The 14,872-nt window shown below is 48.1% G+C and carries 11 protein-coding genes and 1 pseudogene; 5 read left to right on the top strand and 7 right to left on the bottom strand.

Annotated elements, in window-relative coordinates; all coding sequences use genetic code 11:
• Positions 1 to 13 precede the first annotated feature (13 nt).
• On the top strand, positions 14 to 1,342 hold the full coding sequence (locus ACQ5DJ_RS03525) for a GntP family permease (RefSeq protein WP_429841204.1): 1,329 nt from the start codon (positions 14 to 16) through the stop codon (positions 1,340 to 1,342).
• Positions 1,343 to 1,415: 73 nt separating this feature from the next.
• On the opposite strand, the gene ACQ5DJ_RS03520 is transcribed toward ACQ5DJ_RS03525, so the two are convergent.
• On the bottom strand, positions 1,416 to 1,838 hold the full coding sequence (locus ACQ5DJ_RS03520; protein ID WP_429841203.1) for a VOC family protein: 423 nt from the start codon (positions 1,836 to 1,838) through the stop codon (positions 1,416 to 1,418).
• A gap of 190 nt (positions 1,839 to 2,028) precedes the next feature.
• Between ACQ5DJ_RS03520 and ACQ5DJ_RS03515 the strand changes: the two genes are divergently transcribed.
• On the top strand, positions 2,029 to 2,241 hold the full coding sequence (locus ACQ5DJ_RS03515) for a glycine zipper domain-containing protein (RefSeq protein WP_429841303.1): 213 nt from the start codon (positions 2,029 to 2,031) through the stop codon (positions 2,239 to 2,241).
• 67 nt (positions 2,242 to 2,308) lie between these two features.
• On the opposite strand, the gene ACQ5DJ_RS03510 is transcribed toward ACQ5DJ_RS03515, so the two are convergent.
• The gene (locus tag ACQ5DJ_RS03510; protein ID WP_429841202.1) at positions 2,309 to 3,268 is read right to left on the bottom strand and encodes a WG repeat-containing protein; all 960 of its coding nucleotides are present in this window, start codon (positions 3,266 to 3,268) and stop codon (positions 2,309 to 2,311) included.
• A 127-nt stretch (positions 3,269 to 3,395) separates the two neighbouring features.
• A pseudogene (gltB, locus tag ACQ5DJ_RS03505) lies at positions 3,396 to 8,008 on the bottom strand (glutamate synthase large subunit).
• A 124-nt stretch (positions 8,009 to 8,132) separates the two neighbouring features.
• Between gltB and ACQ5DJ_RS03500 the strand changes: the two are divergent.
• A complete protein-coding gene (locus ACQ5DJ_RS03500; protein ID WP_392427870.1) occupies positions 8,133 to 9,035 on the top strand; it encodes a LysR family transcriptional regulator in 903 nt (300 codons plus the stop codon).
• 91 nt (positions 9,036 to 9,126) lie between these two features.
• Positions 9,127 to 9,561 carry a VOC family protein gene (locus tag ACQ5DJ_RS03495; RefSeq protein ID WP_429841302.1) on the top strand — a complete coding sequence of 145 codons (435 nt, stop codon included), beginning with the start codon at positions 9,127 to 9,129 and terminating at the stop codon, positions 9,559 to 9,561.
• A 169-nt stretch (positions 9,562 to 9,730) separates the two neighbouring features.
• Here ACQ5DJ_RS03495 and ACQ5DJ_RS03490 read toward each other — a convergent pair whose 3' ends face one another.
• The 4 genes from ACQ5DJ_RS03490 to ACQ5DJ_RS03475 form a co-directional block, all read right to left on the bottom strand.
• Positions 9,731 to 10,522 (bottom strand): SDR family NAD(P)-dependent oxidoreductase, encoded by a 792-nt coding sequence (locus ACQ5DJ_RS03490; protein ID WP_429841201.1) that lies wholly within the window; start codon positions 10,520 to 10,522, stop codon positions 9,731 to 9,733.
• Positions 10,523 to 10,710: 188 nt separating this feature from the next.
• Entirely contained in the window at positions 10,711 to 11,736 is a 1,026-nt protein-coding gene (locus tag ACQ5DJ_RS03485) for an AraC family transcriptional regulator ligand-binding domain-containing protein (protein WP_429841200.1), read from the bottom strand.
• A 78-nt stretch (positions 11,737 to 11,814) separates the two neighbouring features.
• Complete coding sequence (locus tag ACQ5DJ_RS03480) at positions 11,815 to 12,792, bottom strand: ABC transporter substrate-binding protein (RefSeq protein ID WP_429841199.1); 978 nt, start codon at positions 12,790 to 12,792, stop codon at positions 11,815 to 11,817.
• Positions 12,793 to 12,938: 146 nt separating this feature from the next.
• On the bottom strand, positions 12,939 to 13,655 hold the full coding sequence (locus ACQ5DJ_RS03475; protein WP_429841198.1) for a helix-turn-helix transcriptional regulator: 717 nt from the start codon (positions 13,653 to 13,655) through the stop codon (positions 12,939 to 12,941).
• A 387-nt stretch (positions 13,656 to 14,042) separates the two neighbouring features.
• Here ACQ5DJ_RS03475 and ACQ5DJ_RS03470 point away from each other — a divergent pair, with 387 nt between their 5' ends.
• Positions 14,043 to 14,867 (top strand): hypothetical protein, encoded by an 825-nt coding sequence (locus ACQ5DJ_RS03470; RefSeq protein WP_429841197.1) that lies wholly within the window; start codon positions 14,043 to 14,045, stop codon positions 14,865 to 14,867.
• The last annotated feature ends 5 nt before the right edge of the window (positions 14,868 to 14,872 follow it).

Here is a 14,872-nt window from a genome sequence, read left to right as displayed (position 1 = left end):
GGGAGGGTTCGTCATGCCACTCGTCATTACACTGCTGTCCATCATCTTTCTGCTCGTTCTCATTACTCGCTTCAAACTGAACCCATTTATTGCGTTGTTATTGGCCGCTGGATTTGTGGGAATCGCATCCGGCATGCCGCTTGTAAAAGTTGTGGATTCGATCAAGGATGGAATGGGTGGCACTCTCGGCTTTATCGCGATCGTGCTTGCCTTGGGAACTATGCTTGGCAAAATGATGGCAGAATCTGGCGGTGCCGAACGCATTGCCCGTACTCTCATCAATCGCTTCGGTGAGAAGAACGTACACTGGGCTATGATGTTCGTGGCGTTTATCGTAGGGATTCCGGTATTTTTCCAGGTTGGTTTTGTTCTCTTGATTCCACTCGTGTTTACGATTGCCAGACAAACAGGTGTCTCCCTTGTCAAAATCGGAATTCCGCTCGTAGCCGGCCTTTCCATCGTCCACGGGATCGTGCCGCCGCACCCTGCTGCTATGGCCGCTGTCGATCTGTTCCAGGCAGACGTCGGAAAAACGATTTTGCTCTCGATCATTGTGGCTCTGCCTTCCGCGATCATTGCAGGACCGATCTACGGCAGTTGGATTAGTAAACGAGTCAAGACCAGTATCTCTCCAGAGCTTGCTTCCCAGTTGGCGGAACCAATATCCGAGCATGATTTACCTAGCTTTGGGATCACCGTCTTCACCGTCTTACTCCCTGTGCTGTTGATGCTGTCTGCTACGGTTGCAGATGTGACTCTACCAAAAGATAATACCATTCGCCAATGGGCTGATTTTATCGGAAGCCCGATTACGTCTCTGTTGATTGCCGTGATTGTTTCCTTCTGGACGCTCGGGTTCAACCGCGGTTTTACAAAAGACGATATTCTCAAATTCACAAATGATTGCTTGGCCCCAACCGCGACAATCTTGCTCGTTATCGGTGCAGGTGGCGCATTTAACAAAGTACTGCTGAACAGCGGTGTAGGTGACTACATTGCTGAGCTCGCTACTGCATCTGCGATCTCCCCTATTTTCTTAGGCTGGCTGATCGCGGCCTTGATCCGTGTGGCAACTGGCTCTGCAACCGTCTCCATGATGACAGCAGCCGGTATCGTAGGTCCGATCGCGATGCAAGTCCCTGGAACAAGCCCAGAGCTTTTGGTACTGGCAACAGGTTCTGGCTCCCTGATCCTGTCTCACGTAAATGATTCCGGATTCTGGCTGATCAAAGAATACTTCAATATGTCTGTGCAAGATACTCTGAAAACGTGGACAGTGATGGAGACCATTCTTTCTGTTGTGGCAATTATTTTGATCATGGGACTGTCCTATATCGTGTAATAAAAAATGAAAAACAGGTCTTTCCATCCACATCACTGGAGGTAAGACCTGTTTTTTCTGGCTGGGTAACTCGCTACTTCATTCGTTTGGCAATCGGATGATCTTCATTCAGCTGTAGCAAATCCCACAGGTTGCCATATAAATCCTGAAAGACCGCCACCATTCCATACGGCTGTTCGCTTGGCTCTCTCACAAATTGGATTCCTCTCGCGACCATCTCCTGATAATCTCTCCAAAAATCATCTGTGTTTAAAAAGAGAAAAACTCTTCCGCCAGCCTGATTCCCGATAAATAGTTCTTGCTCAGGTTTGGATGCTTTTGCAAGCAAGATCGTAGTACCAACAGAACCAGGTGGAGATACGACAACCCACCGCTTATCCTGCTCTGGCTGATACGTATCTTCCACTAAGGTAAAATGGAGCTTCTTGGTATAAAACTCAATGGCTTCATCATAATCTTTGACCACTAGTGCGATATGGATGATGGATTGAATCATGATCTCGTTGCCTCCAGTTTCACGTTTTTTTGGAATAAAATGATTGGTTTGGGGCACCCTATGCCTTGGGGCTGCACGTTCAATATAGCAGAACTTCCCAACACTAATCGAGGGAGTGACAATCTTGACTACTAACAACGAACGTAATCACAACGATGCTGTTGACAACGTTGACAACAACGAAGCGAACATGTCAGGCAGTGGAGCTTCTGAAGCAGTAGGAACGGTTGGCGGTGCGGCAGTAGGTGCTGCCGTAGGTTCTATTTTAGGGCCGCTTGGTACCATTGCAGGTGCAGTTGCCGGGGGTGCACTTGGCAACGAAATGGGAGAGAATGTAGCGGCTGACGGCAATGACACGTGGGATGTTGCGAATAATGATGCCGATAGAGACCGAGCAGAATAAAGCAAGCTTCTACCATGTTTGACAAAACGAGGTGCAGGGCGAAACCTGCACCTCGTTCCCATTTTCACTAGTGGACACCGACCACGGCAAAGCCAGCAGGAGAAAACTTTCTCACCCAAGCAAACTGCGGTTTAATGACCCATGTTCCTTTTTTGTTGATAAAGCCCCATTTTCCGTTCAACAAGGCCCGTGCCAAGCCATTTGATTGAAAGTCGCCTGCGCTCGTATTCATTCCGTAATCAGGTTCAAAGGTAGGCTTAATCACTAGCTTTCCCTTGGTGTCTATATAACCAACCTTCCCCTCCACCACTACCCATGCGAACCCTTGATGGAAGTCGCCCGCATCGGTATAGCTGGTTTTGAACAGTACCTTGCCTTTTTCGTTGATATAAGCCACCTTACCATTGATCATCACCTTGGCTATCCCGTTGACGAATTTATTAGCTTGCTCAAATTGGGGTTTGATCACCCAACTTCCTTTCCCGTCAATATAGCCTAATTTCCCATTCTGATCCGCCACTGCCAAGCCGTCTGCACCGAACGAACTCGCATAGGTAAACTGCGGTTTGATCGCCCATTGGCCTTTCGTATTGATAAAGCCGACTTTTCCCTCCTTGTATGTCCAGGCTAACCCATTCCCGGAAAAGGAACGGTCCACTACCATTTCTTTCTCTTGCTCAATGGGATGAAACTGCGGCTTGATGACCCATTCTCCCTTTTTATTGATGTAACCGTATTTCAGGTTTTGTGCAGCGGGGGCAAGTCCGTTTGCAGCAAAGGAACCCACATACGAGAATTGAGGCTTAATTACCCACTTTCCTCTTTGATCAATGAAACCCCAGGATTGGTTGGCTGGACTGTCTCCCAGTGTTGCAGCGTAGAGTCCACCCGAGTCCTTCACTTCCTCGAATGTAGGTGCCACGCTCCATTCTCCCTTGCTGTTGATCACGCCTTCCTTAGCGGAGGCGATAACTGGCGAGAATAGCAGAGCAGCGATGGATACAGCCATGATGGTGAATCGTTTCATCCATGATCCCTTCTTTCGCTGGCTTATTAGCAAAATCTTACACCTAAACCTATGACGTCATGGACAATTGATTGGTTACCAAAAGAAAAAGCCGACGACTCACAAAATAAGTCATCGGCGATCCTCTTTATTTGCCCACAGAGACAAAGGTTTGCTCGGGCGCTTTCTTTTTCGGTGCTTTGGCATCGCCTTTCTTTTGGCTCATTTCAAAAGCGGCCAAAATCGCCTCTTGGCGCTTCATACCGGATTTCTCCAACGCCTCCATCGTGGCGACGATTTGCTTGTAATCTTTTGGAATGACTTTGACAAACTGTTGGACAGTACGTCCCCACTCATCGAGCAAAGCTTGTGCATGACGACTGCCTGTGAGGCTGACGTGGTTTTCCAGCAAGCGTTTGACTCGAGCGATTTCCCGTTGATCTTCCAGTGTCTCCAGAAGTACCATCTCCTGGTTGCACATCGCAGCAAACTTCTCTTTATCCTCTGCCAGAACGTAGGCAGTACCGCCTGACATGCCTGCTGCAAAGTTTTTGCCGACGGGGCCGAGAACGACGACGCGTCCTCCTGTCATGTACTCGCAGCCATGATCGCCTACGCCTTCAACGACAGCAGTCACTCCACTGTTGCGAACGCAGAATCTCTCACCAGCCATCCCGTTTATATACGCCTCCCCAGAGGTCGCTCCGTAGAACGCAACGTTTCCGATAATCATGTTGTGCTCAGGAGCGAATTTGCTTTTTTTCGACGGTGCGACCGAAATTTTGCCGCCCGACAATCCTTTCCCTACGTAGTCATTCGCATCTCCTCGAGATGAAGCGTGATCCCTCGTGGAACAAATGCCCCGAAGCTTTGTCCTGCCGAGCCAGTAAAATGCAAGCGGATTGTATCCTCTGGCAGACCGTGCTCGCCAAAACGTTTGGTTACCTCGCTGCCTAAGAGCGTACCGACTACGCGATTCGTATTGGTGATGGCGAGCTTTGCCTCTACCTGCTGCTGTTTATTCAATGCTGGCTTGCACAGCTTGAGCAGTTTTTGACGATCCAGCGTTTCTTCTAGCTTGTGATCCTGGTTGCGTTGATGATAGCGGCCCACTTCCTCGGAAACGTCCGGTAGGAACAAGAGCGCAGACAAATCAACGTGCTTGGCTTTCCAATGTTCTTTTGCCTTGTCGCTCATTTTCAGCACATAGCTCTGACCGACCATCGACTCGATGGAGCGATAGCCCAGCTCCGCCATAATCTCACGAACTTCACGGGCAACGAGACGCATGAAATTCACGGCGTGCTGCGGATCGCCTTTAAACCGTTTGCGCAGCTCGGGATTTTGTGTCGCCACACCCACTGGGCATGTATCGAGGTGGCATACGCGAGCCATGACACACCCTATGGAAACAAGTGGTGCCGTAGCGAAACCGAATTCCTCAGCACCGAGCAAAGCTGCAATGACGACATCGCGGCCTGTCATCAGTTTGCCGTCCGTTTCCAGAACCACACGGTCGCGCAACTGGTTCAGCAAGAGTGTCTGATGTGTTTCAGCAAGTCCGAGTTCCCATGGCAATCCTGCGTGCTTGATGCTTGATTTTGGGGAAGCGCCTGTGCCGCCATCGTGTCCACTGACCACAATGACATCTGCAAGACCTTTCGCTACACCAGCCGCAATCGTTCCGACGCCAGCCTTGGATACGAGCTTCACGCTGATTCGCGCACGTGGATTCGCATTTTTCAAGTCAAAAATCAGCTGTGCCAAATCCTCGATTGAATAAATATCGTGATGAGGCGGCGGCGAAATGAGTCCAACTCCTGGTGTCGATCCGCGTACTTCGGCAATCCATGGGTAGACTTTGCTTCCTGGCAATTGACCGCCTTCGCCCGGCTTTGCTCCTTGTGCCATCTTAATTTGGATCTCAGAGGCATTGACCAAGTAATGACTAGATACTCCAAAGCGTCCCGATGCGACTTGCTTGATGGCACTGCGTCGCAAATCTCCGTTTTCATCCATGATGTAACGTGCCGAATCTTCGCCGCCTTCTCCACTATTGCTTTTCGCACCCAAACGGTTCATGGCGATCGCTAAGGTCTCATGTGCTTCCTTGCTGAGAGAACCGTATGACATTGCCCCCGTTTTAAAACGATGAACAATGGAGTCAACAGATTCTACCTCGTTCAGTGGAATCGGCTGTCGATTGGACTTGAAATCAAGCAAATGCCGCAGGGCTACGAATTGCTGTGCTGTCGCTTGCTCCACATAGATTTTGTACTGCTCATAGCTACCTTCCCGACAAGCTTTTTGCAGAGCATGAACTGTCTTGGGATTGAACAGGTGAAACTCACCGTCACGGCGGAACTGAAAATCGCTGCCTGCCTCCAATGCTTCCTCGGAATGCTCTGGCAAAAATGCTTTTGCATGGCGAAGCAAAGTCTCTTGTGCAATCACATCAAGTCCGATCCCCGATATCTGAGAAGGCGTACGGCTAAAATAGCGATCGATGACGGCAGAATGGATGCCCACCGCTTCAAAAATTTGTGCGCCGCGGTAGCTCTGAATAGTCGAAATGCCCATCTTGGACATGACTTTCACGACACCTTCTACAGCTGTTTGCAGGTATACTTCGACTGCTTCGTCGCTTGTAAGATCCTTCAGCTTAGCCGATTCAATCAGATTATTTACAGTTGAGATGGCGACGTAAGGATTAATCGCGTCGGCACCGTAACCAATCAGCATAGCGAACTGGTGTACATCACGTGGTTCTCCGGATTCGATGATGATGCTCGCTTTGGTACGTGTTCCTGCGCGGACGAGATGATGGTGAAGTCCACTTCCAGCCAGCAAAGCAGGGATCGCAGCCAAGTCTTGATTCATTCCGCGATCAGATAGAATCAGCAAGGTGTAGCCAGCAGCAATCGCTTCATCCACCGCAGCGAACAATTGATCAAGTGCCAGCTCTAGCCCCTGTTCGCCATCTTGCGCCGGGAAGAGTATCGGCAATGTTTTCGCCTTGAACTCTTGGTATGGGTTCGCCTGAAGCTTCGCTAGCTCTTGATTGGAGATCAAAGGATTAGCCAAACGAATTCTGCGGCAATTGCTCGCATCTGGTGCCAATAGGTTTCCTTCCGCTCCAAGCACAGTATGGGTCGATGTTACGCAAGCCTCCCGTAGCGCATCAATTGGCGGATTCGTGACTTGGGCAAATGACTGTTTGAAATAGTGGTACAAAAGCTGTGCGCGATCAGACAGTACCGCGAGTGGTGTATCTACGCCCATCGAACCAATGGGGTCTTTCTGCTCAGCCACCATTGGGGCTAGTACCTTGTCGACTTCCTCCTGTGTATAGCCAAACGCTTTTTGGTGCGCAAGCAGGCTATCTCCTTGCAGCTCCTCCGTGCGACCCTCTGCCGGCAAATCCTCGATCGCATGCAGGTTGTTTTTCACCCACTCCTGATATGGCTGTTCACTTGCGATTTTTTGCTTGATTTCCTCGTCAGATACGATTCTGCCTTCTTCGAGATCGACGAGCAGCATCCGTCCAGGGCTGAGCCGACCTTTTTGTACGATGGTTTCATCTGGTACTTCGAGAACTCCAACCTCCGATGAGAAAATGATGGTATCATCAGACGTTACATAGTACCTCGCTGGTCGCAATCCGTTTCGATCGAGAATCGCGCCGATATGTCTGCCATCCGTGAAAGAAATAGCTGTTGGACCGTCCCACGGCTCCATGAGGCAGCTATGATACTCGTAAAAAGCTTTCTTATTTTCGTCGATTCGCTCATCCTGATCCCACGGTTCTGGAATCATCATCATCGCGACATGCGGCAAGGAGCGACCTGCCAGCGAGAAGAACTCCACGCAGTTATCCAAAATCGCTGAATCACTACCCGCCATATCAATGACTGGCACCACTTTTGCCAAATCAGTACCAAACGCCTCAGACTGGAACATTTTTTCACGAGCCATCATCCAGTTAATGTTTCCTTGCAAGGTGTTGATTTCCCCGTTGTGAATCAAGTAACGATTCGGGTGTGCCCTCTCCCATGTAGGGAATGTATTCGTGCTGAAACGCGAGTGAACGACCGAGAAAACAGAAGTGTAAGAATTGTCTTGCAAATCAAGGTAAAAAGCATCCAGTTGTCCTGGTGTGAGCAAACCTTTATAGACAATCGTACGCGAAGACATGGAAGCGGCGTAAAAATCAGCACCTGCTGCCTGTTCCACTTGCTTGCGAATGACGTACAGCTTCCGTTCAAATGCCAGTTGGTCCTGTATATTCGAGCTGGCTCCGATGAATACTTGGCGGACATAAGGCTGACTCGCTACAGCCGTTTTGCCAATTTTCGTCGCATCGACAGGAACTGTTCTCCAGCCGAGCAGCTTTTGTCCCTCAGCTGCGACGATCGCCTCCAGCTGATCTTCATACTTTTGTCGCTTCGTCTCATCCATCGGTAGAAATAGCATACCTACACCGTATTTGCCTGGCGCTGGCAGCGTGATATTCAGCTCTTTACAGGTCTTTTTGAAAAAGGCGTGTGGAATTTGCGTTAAAATCCCTGCACCGTCTCCCGTTTCCGGATCACTACCTTGACCGCCGCGGTGTTCCAATTGGCACAGAATTTTCAGACCCTTTCGGACCATATCATGCGTCGACTTCGATTTCAAATTTGCAATAAAACCAATTCCGCAAGCGTCATGTTCGAAAATCGGATCGTACAGACCTTGCTTAGCAGGCATTCCTTGTGTCGTCATGTATCTCCACTCTCCTTGCTCTCTCTGGTATGTTAATTTTAGATTGAGTGAAACGATACAAACAATATATAATTTATGCAAAATCTATCTCAAATCGAGATAAATGGGTAAGGTGGGGGTATTCATGGAGCTACGACAGATTCAATACTTCATCGAGGTTGCCAAACGAGAGCACTTCACCGAAGCCTCACATCATTTGCACGTCGCCCAGTCTGCCCTCAGTCGGCAAATCGCCAATCTGGAGGAGGAGCTCGGTGTGTCGCTGTTCCTCCGCGAAGGTCGCAATATCAAGCTGACGGCAGTTGGAAAAATCTTTTTGCAGCATGTCGAAATGGCGATGAACGAAATCGAGAAGGCAAAAGAGAAGATTGAGGAGTTCCTCGACCCGTCACGTGGCACGATTCGTGTTGGTTTTACGAGCAGCCTCGCCGCCAATCCCCTGCCAACAGTCATCTCCGGTTTTCGAGCCCGGTATCCGGACATCGGGTTTCAATTAAAGCAAGGCTCTTATCAGGGATTGATCGATTCGGTCATCAACGGTGAAATCGACTTGGCTTTTCTTGGACCTGTACCCACTCAGGAAAAAAATGTGCGCAGCCACATCTTCTTCGCTGAAAATATCGTGGCACTACTGCCCGCGAAGCACCCGCTATCCAAGCAACCGAGCTTGCGTCTCAGTCAGTTGCAGGAAGATACTTTTGTGTTGTTTCCACCCGGTTTCATCCTCCGCACTATCGCTGTCAATGCGTGCTCGCAAATGGGCTTTTCTCCTCAAGTTGCTTTTGAAGGGGAAGACATCGATGCCATTAAAGGTTTGGTGGCGGCAGGCTTGGGCGTCACTTTGTTGCCAGAGCTTACATTAACGGATAACGTTCCCCGTGAGACAGTGAAAATCCCGATCAGTGAGCCATTGGTGACGCGAACAGTGGGCATTATCATCCCCAACAACCGTGAGCTTCCCCCTTCTGAAAAGCTTTTTTATCATTTTCTGAAAGAGTTTTTTGATGTGCTGAGTAAGTACAGTTAAGGGGAAATAATTTCAAACTACTGACAAACAGTTGTCAGTAGTTGGTCCTTATAATCGGAAGTACTATCCATTTAAAGGAGGAACTTCGATGATGAGTCACAACCAAACCTTGCGGGGCTTTGCTACGATCAGTTATTGGGCGGATGATGTACAGACGGCAAAAAAGTGGTACACCGAACTACTGGGCAATGCGCCGTACTTCGAGCGGTCAGGACCGGATGGACAGCTCGCCTATGTCGAGTTTCGCATTGGAGACTACAAGCACGAACTAGGCCTTATTGATCGCCGTTTCGCACCTGCTGCTGCGGTACCTGGTCCGGGTGGCGCTGTGATGTACTGGCACGTCGACGATATCGAATCCGTTCTGGATAAGTTGTTATCCATGGGAGCAAGAGAGTACGAACCCATAATCCAGCGTGGTGACGGATTCAAAACGGCTTCTGTCCTTGATCCATTTGGGAATGTACTCGGCATCATGTACAATGCACATTACCTGGAGATTTTCGGTTCGTTCCAAACAGAGTAAGCAAAGAAAAAGCCCTGATGAACAGATGCATCAGGACTTTTGTGTATCTTCCTTACAGTTGCAGCCAGTAGCTTTTCACAAGTGTCTCCCGTTTGAAAAGTTTTTCTCTATCGCTCGCGTAAATCCCAAGCGTTCATACAGCTTGTGAGGATATAACGGTTCCAACCTGTTAAAAAATAGTTGGCACCATGCCCCCGTCTATACGGATTGGTGAACCTTTAAATGCGGTTGCATAAGGGCTGGATACGAATGCTACCAGTCTGCCTATTTCAAAAGGCTTGATAAACCGCTGTAATTCGGATTGGGGCAGGTTTGCATCCATAAATTGCTTCTCTTTTTCCGAAAATGCCCTATCATCAGGAAACAAGCTATCGATGATTTGATAGACATTTTCGGAAAGCGTTGGTCCAGGCATGATTGTATTGGAGGTGACTTCAGTTCCTACCGTTAGTTTAGATAGACTTTTTGACAGTGATAATAGCATCGATTTCGTCATGCAATACTGAGGCATTTGCCCTGAAGGCATGATCGCTTCTTCACTTGCTATAAAGATAATTCGTCCAAAATTGTTCTTCAACATGGTAGGCAAGTAAAATTTCGATAATCCATTAGCGGCAAGGACATTTGTTCGGAAGTATTTTTCCCATACTTCATCGTCAACTTCTTCATAGGACATGATTTCATAAATACCCATATTATTAACGAGAATATCCACGTGGGGATATTTCTCAAATACAGCGTCTCTTTGCTGCCTATCCACAATATCGGCTGTAGCATTCTGAGGAGAAGTATCCGGGAATTGCGACTTCAATTCATGTACGATTCGTTCTACCTCATCATTATTTCGTCCATTTACGAGGACATTGACTCCTTCTCTGGCAAGCTCCGTGGCAATTGCTTTCCCAATCCCTTTCGTCGATCCAGTTACGAAAGCTGTTTTGTTCCTTAATCCCATATCCATAACACTTGTCTCCTTTGTAGTCATTCGCAGCAAGCTGACTAGAAGTTAATCTTGGAACATCCTTGTGCTCCGGATAGAGATTATCGTACTTTGTGTGGATCGTTCGGTAACTAGCGTACAACGCCAAATCTCTTGCTTAACCCGCCAAATAGTGAAACTGAAAAAATGGTAGCCCTGCTTGGAATGGATTAGCTTGGGAATTCTTTGACGGCGGGATTAACCCTAAAGTATTCGGAACGCCAATTGGAAGGTGTATCGCCTTCCCAAAGGCGAAAGGCCCGGTAAAAAGAGTTCTGATCTTCATAGCCAATTAAGAAGGCCACTTCTTTTATATCGAGCTTGGGGTCGGCCAAGTATTCTCGAGCCTGTTCATGTCGAGCCTGTGTCAACAGTTGCTTGAACGTTGTGCATTCATCCGTAAGGCGGCGCTGCAAGGTACGATCACTCATGCCCAGCTCGCTGGCAACAGCTCGAATATAAGGGCGGCCTCCGGTTAGACTTCGCTTCAAGATCCACTTGACCATCTCAGCAATCGAATGACTGCCCTGCTCATCCAATGATCGATCCAATACAGGTGTCAATATCTCCAACAATTCTTTGTTATACGAAAGAAAGAGGCGGTCCAGATCGCGTCGATGGATTGTTAATCGGTTAGCGGTGGCACCAATCCGTATCGGGCAGCCAAAGTAAGCTTCAAGAGCAGTGACATCCCCCATCGAGTGAGAAAATTCCACGGACTGTGCAGTTAAACGCTTGCCCGTGCCCCGGCGACCAAGTTCTAGAAGAAAGGCTAGCGTGGTTCCAACTAGGACTGGTGGTCCGGGTTGCTCGCTGTGCATCCACTCCAATTCGATTGTACAGCGCTCGCCCTCCTCTGTTATACGCAACCTTTCAGGAGGGCACAGCTGTTTGTACCGGGCCATTCGATGAAGCGCGTCGCGATAGTCACGAGCATGGTAGGTCGCTAAAACAGTCGGTGGGTATTGTGCCGCTTCAAAGGTGGTGGAAAGCTTGATGATTCCCATAGCTGTGTCACCAACTAGATCGGCGTACGCTTGCCAGATTCTGAAATATTGGGCAGTGGTGACTACAGCTGGTTCTGTAAGAATGGTAAGCGGCAGGCGTGCTCTGCGAACTAGGGCGAGGGGGGCAATCCCTAGTCGTTGTAATCCCGCCCAAAACCCCGCTGGGAAATTTATTCGGTCTGATTTCATGACGTATGGATCTCCTTTAGTTGCTTACCGAGTCGTTCCGATTATGTGATTAAGTATACAGGAAGGTGACCGTACCCGTTATTTTTGCTTACCCATCGCTTTCATGATTTCTTCAATCCCGTCTATTTTCGCTAGTGCCATCGGTCCAGGTAACGAAGGGTCTGCCAATTCATAGACCCGGTGGTTTTTGACAGCGTTCAAGCTATTCCAGACGTTGCTTCCTTTCAAGGCCTCTTTCACTCCACCTTGAATCGGCGCTTGCCAATTATTAATGACGAACAGATGGTCTGGATTTAATTGAGCGAGGCTCTCCAATGAAAGCTGTCCATTTTCATTGGCCCCTTCCGTTTGCTTCAAGCCAAGTCCATCATAAAATGGATCGAACCGTCCATCGTTCCAAGTAATGAACTGCTCTTTCCCTCTGTACATGACGAACATGACTGACTCCTGACTGCGAAAGGCGAGCTGTTCTTTGTATGCCGCGGATTTTCGATCAAACTCGGCTAGCACATTCGTAGCCTTCTCCTCTTTTCCAATAATGGCTGCCATTTGTTGAAGGGTTTCACGCCAATCCCCAGCCTGTCGCAAGATGACAGTTGGTGCAATTTGCGATAATTTTTCGTATTGGTCGCGCATGTCATCAGCGGCAATGATGACATCAGGCTGAACGGCCAGCAGCTTCTCCAGATCAACCTCCATCCCCAGATCGATAATATTTTTATCCGCCACTCGTTTACTGAGACTGGGAAAATTCGCTGTAATGGTCGATACACCTTGGGCAGCAACCGGATACTCATCCAAGACGGCCAAATAGTCAACAAAAGCAATGTACGGTGTCGCGATTTTTATCGGTTTTTCCTGAATGACCGTTTCACCGGATAGATGCGAGATCGTCCTTGGAAAAGCACTCTCGCTCTTTGCAGGCGTTGAGCCTTGGTGTCCCGCTTGTTTGTTCGTAATTGGTGCAGTTGTGTTTGCCGCTCCTCCATCGCATCCTGTTATCATCAGAACGAAAATGATAGCAAGGGCGATAAAAACAGTACCTTGTAGCTGCATACTCCGTCTTCTCTCCTTTTTGAGGGTCTCCTACATAAAACATTATGTAAATGAGATTCGTTATCAACGCCCCCAAATGATACTACTGGTCGGTCATCCATACTACCTGTAGACGGAATAGTTTGCTGGTTATCGGGATACTGAGCCTACCTGTTAGAGGAACGTCTCACGAATTCGCTTGGGTTGACTCCATATTTCTCCCGGAATGCTTCCGCAAAGTAGCTCGAATTCGTATATCCGATGGCACTCGAGGTTTCGGTCACATTCATTTCCCCTTGTTGAAGTAAAAATAAGGCTTTTTCCAACCTCATTTCTCGCAAGTAGCCAAAAACGGTCGTGCCAAACATTGCTTTAAAACCTGTCTTCAGCTTGTAGTCGTTTAAACCAATCATTCGGGACAGCTCAGGTAATGAAGGCGGGTCTGCCATGCATTCCAACATGATCACCCTTGCCTGCGCGATCTTTTCTTTGTCTCTTTTTGATAAGGGAACAGACGCCCTTTCGCTACCAAGCAAGAAGGATTGAAACGCCATCGAAAGCAGTCCCAAAACGCCAGTTTCCATCTCAACCTTTTTCGTTCCCGGTTTGGTGCCGTACTTCATTACACGCTGGAGTGCAACGGAAGCGGCAGGAGACAACTTTTCCTGAAAGATACGAAACGATTGTTTTCCAAGAACTTGTCCGAATTCAATGGAACGCTCTCCATTCGCCTCCTCCATAAAATGATGAAAGGTCGACACAGGAATACCGATGCCAAGCATGTAGAACGGCTCATTTCCAACATATTCAAACCTTGCTTCCACTTCTGCCATGAATTGAAGCGAGCAAAGTCCTGGCAGCAACTGGTGCTCTTTGCCTTCCACGCTTATGCCTCTTTCCCCTTTTAAACAAAAATTAAGCTCTACCATAGGGCTTTTCGTAGATAGAGAGATGCTCTGTGATCGGTAAAATGTATAGTCGGATACAACAACTTCCATATCATACCGAGGAAGAAACCGACGAACATACCCCTCACCCATCTCAGGATGAAGGGTCAGATTTGTTTTCTGATCCACATTTTGTGATTCCAGATTCATTTTGTCGAAAAAAAGATGAATGTTTTCTTGAATATCTGTAGAACTCAACTCTGTCCACCCCATCCGATGCGAAAAATGCATATGATAATCATTCTCAAATTATAGCAGAATGAGGAAAATTTTACTATGATAATGGGAATAGTGGATCATTTCAGCAAGAGAGGGGATGTTCTGATGCTAGATTTAGCAAGTCCAGTATGGGGTAAGCTACAAGGTCCTTATGGTTTGTCTGATCGCGTCCCTGCGCTCATCCAGCATGTTCAGCACGACTATTTTTCCGAGGAAAAAGAAGAGTTGTATTGGGAGCTTCTGTATCATCAAAATACGATTTATCCATGTACATATGCTTCTGTCCCCTATTTAGTAGAGATCGCTTTAAAAACTGAGAGCACTGATATTCTGCTGGACATCTTCATAACCTGCGGCATGTTCGAAGCCAGTAGCGATAATGAGCCTCATATGGATATACCATCGGAGTTTTTACGAGATCACATACCAATATTGGATCAAGAGACTATCAGAGAGATCTATCGTGAATACCGCCATGCCATTCTATCACTGACCGAGCAAACAGAATCAATCCTTCATCTAGCACGGATGGGAGAGCATGATGCAGACAAGCGCTACATACTGGCTGCGGACGCTGCGCTTCGTGGGGACAAAGACATTGCTAACATGCTTCTCACCTTTTCGGCGGGAGACGAATATGTAACGGTTTGTCCGACTTGTGATCAATCTATCTACATATGGCCCGATGAAGAGGAGAAGATCTTGTTTGCTTACGAAGACGATCCCGTTTCTCACGGTACAGCGAAACGATTTTCAATCATCGCCAAAAGACCGGACATGACAAATGACAGCGGACTTCAGGGATTATACCGACGTGCTCTTGAGATTGAGGATAAAGAGCTGCTTGCCCATCTTCCTTATCTTGCTGGTGAAGTAAACTGCTGCTCATGCGACACCCCTATCCAAGTTTGGACGGGACTCTTTCTATAAATAGC

The sequence above is a fragment of the Brevibacillus sp. FIR094 genome (assembly GCF_050477165.1).
GTDB lineage: Bacteria > Bacillota > Bacilli > Brevibacillales > Brevibacillaceae > Brevibacillus.
This window is presented reverse-complemented; position numbering and strand designations above follow the sequence as displayed.

Excerpts from the sequence above, each read along its gene's own strand:
- ACQ5DJ_RS03525 (WP_429841204.1), top strand. The coding sequence starts at position 14 with ATGCCACTCGTCATTACACTGCTGTCCATCATCTTTCTGCTCGTTCTC.
- ACQ5DJ_RS03520 (WP_429841203.1), bottom strand. The coding sequence starts at position 1,838 with ATGATTCAATCCATCATCCATATCGCACTAGTGGTCAAAGATTATGAT.
- ACQ5DJ_RS03515 (WP_429841303.1), top strand. The coding sequence starts at position 2,029 with ATGTCAGGCAGTGGAGCTTCTGAAGCAGTAGGAACGGTTGGCGGTGCG.
- ACQ5DJ_RS03510 (WP_429841202.1), bottom strand. The coding sequence starts at position 3,268 with ATGAAACGATTCACCATCATGGCTGTATCCATCGCTGCTCTGCTATTC.
- ACQ5DJ_RS03500 (WP_392427870.1), top strand. The coding sequence starts at position 8,133 with ATGGAGCTACGACAGATTCAATACTTCATCGAGGTTGCCAAACGAGAG.
- ACQ5DJ_RS03495 (WP_429841302.1), top strand. The coding sequence starts at position 9,127 with ATGAGTCACAACCAAACCTTGCGGGGCTTTGCTACGATCAGTTATTGG.
- ACQ5DJ_RS03490 (WP_429841201.1), bottom strand. The coding sequence starts at position 10,522 with ATGGATATGGGATTAAGGAACAAAACAGCTTTCGTAACTGGATCGACG.
- ACQ5DJ_RS03485 (WP_429841200.1), bottom strand. The coding sequence starts at position 11,736 with ATGAAATCAGACCGAATAAATTTCCCAGCGGGGTTTTGGGCGGGATTA.
- ACQ5DJ_RS03480 (WP_429841199.1), bottom strand. The coding sequence starts at position 12,792 with ATGCAGCTACAAGGTACTGTTTTTATCGCCCTTGCTATCATTTTCGTT.
- ACQ5DJ_RS03470 (WP_429841197.1), top strand. The coding sequence starts at position 14,043 with ATGCTAGATTTAGCAAGTCCAGTATGGGGTAAGCTACAAGGTCCTTAT.